The organism is Okeania sp. (genome assembly GCF_983059655.1).
In genome coordinates this window covers 1-3590 of record NZ_CEZPJD010000803.1, presented here as the reverse complement: position 1 = coordinate 3590, position 3590 = coordinate 1, and the positions used below count along the sequence as shown (strand labels likewise).

Below are 3590 nucleotides of genomic sequence, written 5' to 3'. Positions count from 1 at the left end.
AAAAGGCTAAAACCAATATCAGTAAAGACATTTAGGTTTAATCAGCAAGCCCTAAATACAACCTTCTAATGTAAGCAAACAGTTGTCAGCTATCAGCCATCAGCTTTTGCTACATCCAAGCCCCTTAAATCACCCATTCAACAAAAAGTGCAGCATCCTCTGGCTTCCCCCTTTCCAAGGGGGACGGGAGGGGGATTAATAAAGGGGAACTAGAGTAAGCAAATTGACTCTTGTCCCCCCCAAATTTGGCTTGCTCGGGGGGCAAAATTCGGCGTTGTCAGAAAACTTTTCAGATATCCTCTGATGAAAGATTTAACCAAGCTAATTTAACACTTTAATCAAGGTGTTTTGAAACAAATTCAACCTTTTCAACTTGTTCTTTTAGCCATCCATCAAACAAATCTGAAAGAATCTGATAACGCAATTTATCTGTTAACTCTGGTTGAATAATTTCCTCCACAAAAATTAAATGTACTCCCTTAGAAGTGACCACAGGTTTAACAATTTGTGGTGGTTGAGCAGCGAAAACAACGGCAGAAATTTCTGGTTTTAATTCCCGGCGTTTTACTATTCCTCGATAACCGCCAGAACGTCGTAATTCTTGCTCTTGAATATACTGATGAGCAACTTCAGAAAAAGTCATTTCTCCTTCTTGAATAGCATAGTATAATTCCATTGCTAAATCTTCATCATCTAAGACCGCTTCATATATTACTGCACCAGCATAATTTAACTGGTTTTCAAAGAAATATGGTTCTACCTTATCCGCAAATAAATGATTAGCTAATTTTCCAGATAAAAAAGTATAGTGAACCATTTCTTCAAAATTATCTAGAGATAAATTATGTTTTTCTAACCAAGTCCATGTTTCTTTTGCACCATGCAATTTATTCATGGCCCGCATTGCATCTGCAGCTTTTTGTAGTTCTTCCGTTGTTGGCTCAATGCCTGCCTCTGCTGCTGCTTTTGCAATAACTTGGCGGGTAATTATTCCTTCTATAATTTCTGGAACTTTCAAAGACAACTTAACTTGATTGAGAATATTTTCTGAGGTAATAGTTATAGTTTGTGACATGATTTTTTTCCTTTTGATGAATTGAATTAGTGAAATTTTTGTTGTAAGCAAACAGCCGTCAGCATTCAGCTATCAGCTATTAACTTATTATCATTGAAGCAATAATTAAAAATACTTCAATACACCCCATCCCACCCTCCCAATCCTCCTATATGCTCCTCTATTTTTAAATAGAACAAATGAGTTTTATCTTTTCTTTTGCGGGTTTAATACCCCACCATCAATGGGAGTACTTAAAATTGCTTGGGGTTATAAGAAACTGAGTGGTTATCCATAAGCAGTTTTCCCTTCTTCCTTCTTCCTTCTTCCTTCTTCCTTCTTCCTTCTTCCTTCTTCCTTCTTCAAAGTTCTAAACCACCTTTTTGTAATTTTTTAAATGGATCGAGAATAAAGTCAATTACGCGACGTTGACGGACAATAACTTCAGCAGTTGCAGTGTCTCCTGGACGGAGAACTATACATTCATCTTTTGTAGGAATACAACCTTTATTTAATTCAATTTCTAATTCATAAGTAGCTATAGGGCCTTGATTAGTTTCTTGAACTTCAGAAGTAGGAGAAATTTTTTCTAGAGTAGCTTCTACAATGCCATAATCTTGAAAAGGATAAGCATCAAATTTTAATTTTACTGGCATTCCTTCCCTCAGAGAACCACTTTCTCCTGTTGCCATTTCTGCCTTTAATAATAGAAAAGAATTTTCAGGGGCAATCTCCACAATCATTTCTCCTTGTTGTACGACATCTCCTGCTTTATCCACTGGTAAATTGAAAATTGTACCACTGGATTTTGCTTTGACTATTCGCTTTGCTATATCAAAATTTAAAGACTCTATTTCTTTCTCATTTTGAGCAATTTCCGATCTTAAACTGGTTTTTTGAGTCTCAAAACTTTTGAGTTGTTCTTTGATTTTTGACATGGCAATTTCGCCGGAATGAATAATAGTTTGATAATTATTTTCTTGTTCAGTTAAGCGTAATTCTGCTTGCTCAATTTCTGACTCTGCTTGATGAAGAATTCGTTCATAACTACTTTTTTGTTCTTCTAAACGTAGTTCAGCTTGTTCAATATCTGATTTAGATTGATGCAGAATTCGATTATAACTACCTTGCTGTTCTTCTAGGCGTAATTCTGCCTGTTTAATATCTGCTTCTGCTTGATGAATCACTCGGTCATAATTTTCCTCCTGTTCTTGTAAACGTAATTTAGCTTGTTCTGAATCTGCTTGAGATTGTTTTAATAATCTTTGTCTTTCTTCTGATATATCTTCCTTTTCAATTACCCGAACTTCAGTAACTACTCCCTGCTCCCAAAGATTGCGATATCGCTCTACTTCTCGCAGAGATTTTTGCCACCTAATTTCTGCTAATTCAAAAGCATTTTGTGTATCTTGTATACGTTGTTTTGCTTGGCTAACTTGAGAAAGTTTTTCCTCTCGTTGTAAATTGAAGGTATTTTTTAAAGCTGCCAGATTTTGTTCTGCTTGATGAACTTGAGAAAGTTTTTCTTCCTGTTGTAAAATAGATGTTCTAACTAACGCATCAAGATTTTGTTGTGCCTGATGAACTTGTGCTAATTTTTCTTCTTTCTGAATATTATAGACAGTTTTGAGAGACTGTAAATTACGCTTTGCTTGTTCTATTTGAGCTAATTTTTCTAATTTTTGAGATTGATTTTGCCGTTGCTGAGTCTGAAGTTCTATTTCTAATTGACCTTGTTGTTTTTCTAATTGTATTAATCGATTATTTTGCCCTTCTAATCTAATCTGAAGCTGCTGCAGTTGGTCTTGAATTTGCCTAGAGTCAAACTCAATTAAAATATCTCCTACTTTAACAGTATCACCTTCTTCTATGTGAACTTTTTTCACTGTTTCTGCAAAATCAACCTCTTGTTTTAATGTACCTTTTTGTGGTTCTAATCTACCTCTAGCAACACCTGTTTCATCTACTTTGGAAAGCATCGACCAAGGCAATACAATTGTGACAAATAACACAAGAAAATATAGTAGTCCTCTTGTCCATCTTTGGGGTAAAGCATCTAGTAATTCTTTAGTAGCATAAGACCAATCTGTACTAAATGATTCTGTAGTTTCAGTTAATACATTTTCCTTGAAAGGACGATAACTGAGAGCATTTTTTTCTAATCTAACTAGGTCAGTATCTAATTTTTTATGACCGTTAGATTCGATTATTTCTGGTGAATTAAGTTGAGGCATGATTTAATTCTCTCTGTTTATAAATTTGTTGGTTTATTTGAATTTTGCCCCCCGAGCAAGCCAACTTTGGGGGGAATAAGAGTCAATTTTCTTCTCAAAGTCCCCCAAAATTGGGGGATTTAGGGGGCTTGAATTTAGCATATTTTACTTCTCAGACAAACTCTAAAATTAAAAGCAATAGCTGATAGCTGAATGCTGTTTGCTTTGATACTGAATTTTGCCCCCCGAGCAAGCCAAGTTTGGGGGTAACAAGAGTCAATTTTCTTCTCAAAGTCCCCCAAAATTGGGGGATTTAGGGGGCT

2 protein-coding genes are annotated in these 3590 nt (G+C 35.5%); both read right to left on the bottom strand.

The features are described 5' to 3' along the window. Positions 1–334 precede the first annotated feature (334 nt). On the bottom strand, positions 335–1075 hold the full coding sequence (locus AC3DU7_RS28610) for a peptidylprolyl isomerase (RefSeq protein WP_488042647.1): 741 nt from the start codon (positions 1073–1075) through the stop codon (positions 335–337). Between the two features lie 341 nt (positions 1076–1416). Further along, on the bottom strand, positions 1417–3288 hold the full coding sequence (locus tag AC3DU7_RS28605) for a beta-barrel domain-containing protein (protein WP_488042646.1): 1872 nt from the start codon (positions 3286–3288) through the stop codon (positions 1417–1419). Positions 3289–3590: the final 302 nt, after the last annotated feature.

Coding starts and splice junctions, on each gene's coding strand:
- AC3DU7_RS28605 (WP_488042646.1), bottom strand. CDS start 3,288: ATGCCTCAACTTAATTCACCAGAAATAATCGAATCTAACGGTCATAAA.
- AC3DU7_RS28610 (WP_488042647.1), bottom strand. CDS start 1,075: ATGTCACAAACTATAACTATTACCTCAGAAAATATTCTCAATCAAGTT.